The organism is Rothia amarae (assembly GCF_042677725.1).
GTDB lineage: Bacteria > Actinomycetota > Actinomycetes > Actinomycetales > Micrococcaceae > Rothia > Rothia amarae.
This window is the reverse complement of record NZ_JBHUCN010000008.1, coordinates 171,295-172,724: the sequence shown is the minus strand read 5'-3', so window position 1 is coordinate 172,724 and position 1,430 is coordinate 171,295. Positions and strand designations below refer to the sequence as shown.

Annotated in this window: 2 protein-coding genes; one reads left to right on the top strand and one right to left on the bottom strand. The window is 47.6% G+C overall.

What is annotated here, in order from left to right:
* The coding region (locus tag ACFR81_RS04360; protein ID WP_377148650.1) for a transposase family protein at positions 1 to 351 on the bottom strand (351 nt) is incomplete at its 3' end.
* A gap of 297 nt (positions 352 to 648) precedes the next feature.
* Here ACFR81_RS04360 and ACFR81_RS04355 point away from each other — a divergent pair.
* On the top strand, positions 649 to 1,302 hold the full coding sequence (locus ACFR81_RS04355; protein ID WP_343874643.1) for a hypothetical protein: 654 nt from the start codon (positions 649 to 651) through the stop codon (positions 1,300 to 1,302).
* Positions 1,303 to 1,430: the final 128 nt, after the last annotated feature.

The window sequence follows — 1,430 nt, the reverse complement described above, 5'->3', positions numbered from 1 at the left end:
TAGTGAACGCCAGTTCCAGGTGGGAATTAGGGTGCCGTCGATAACCAGTGAACCAGGGATTTTCAGGCTGTTTTCTATAGACTGTTCTAGCGGCCTGAGGGCTTTCTCAAGTGCTTTTTCAACGGTGTTGAGGGTCCGTGAGATGGTGGGCTGGGAGGTATTGAAGATTTCTGCGAGGAGTTCTTCGGTGAGGTTGTGTCGGTGGTAGAAAAGGGTGACTTTAAGACCCTGGGCCAGGGTTAGTGCTGGTGGTCTTCCGCCTGGTTTTGCCCAGGTGATATGAGAGGTGAGGGCTGTCAGTAGCGTGGTGAATTGCTGAGGTGTGAGCCCTGTTGTACGCTGGTGGAGCAACGGTTCTTCCGGTATGGCTTGAGGTTATTTGTAGTGATTTAATCCTCTTATTTTTGCCGCTGGTGGGGCCGTTGTCTAGTTGGTGGGGTGTGGGTGTGTTCCTACTTTTGAATAAGCCTCCATATACCTCTACAGTGGTATATGCAAAGAATGAAGGATGCTTAAGCAGACGGTTTGATAAAATCGCTAGGCAACCCTAGAAAACCAGATAATTGGTTTATTTCTCCATTAAACCAATCGTTTTCACATGAATCCCCCGTAGACTTTTTCGTCAAAAATTACTCACATAAGGATAATATGACCCCCGATTTATCTCGCCGTTCTCTCGCTAAAGGTGCGGCATGGGCTGCGCCGATTGTGGCAGCATCTGCAACTATTCCCGCTTATGCTTCATCGAAGCCACGCTACTCGATTTCCGCATCATGGTTTGGTCGTCTCGTTTATAGCCAGTCAGCAAGTTGTGGAACAAATCAGCGCCAGGTAAGCAACATGGGACTGTGGACTAACGCCCGCGCTGGCGGAACTGCGGCTGCCGGCTTTGCTGTCCCCCCAGTGGAGAATGCACCGCAAACCACTGTTACGCTTTCTAATATTCGCCAGCAGGTAGCATTCCCTGCTGGTTTGGTGTCCTCAATTACCGTAACCAGCGGTAGCTGGGCCAATCCCACTGTGGTGCGAAACCAAAATATTAACAATGACGGTTACCTGTGGGATATTTTTACCTTCAACTGGATTGGTTCGAATACCGGACAATCATCTGACCGTTCAGTCCCGTGGGCTAATAGCCCCATGACCACCACCATGAACTGGAATAATACGACCTGTTTCAACCAGGACGTTTTCTATCGTCGATATTTCTGGGCACGCCTTTTGGGCTCATACACCACAGCTAATGGGTTCTCCTACACCATTCCCACGAATTGGTTGCAGACTCCTTTGGCGTCTGCTTAATCTGCATTTTTATTCAATAAGGGCTTCACTATTTCAGTGAAGCCCTTATGTTTATTAAGATATTTCACTCCCCTCTTTTATAAGTAGAAAATATTCATAAACTTTCTAGAATATTAAATTTCGGACAG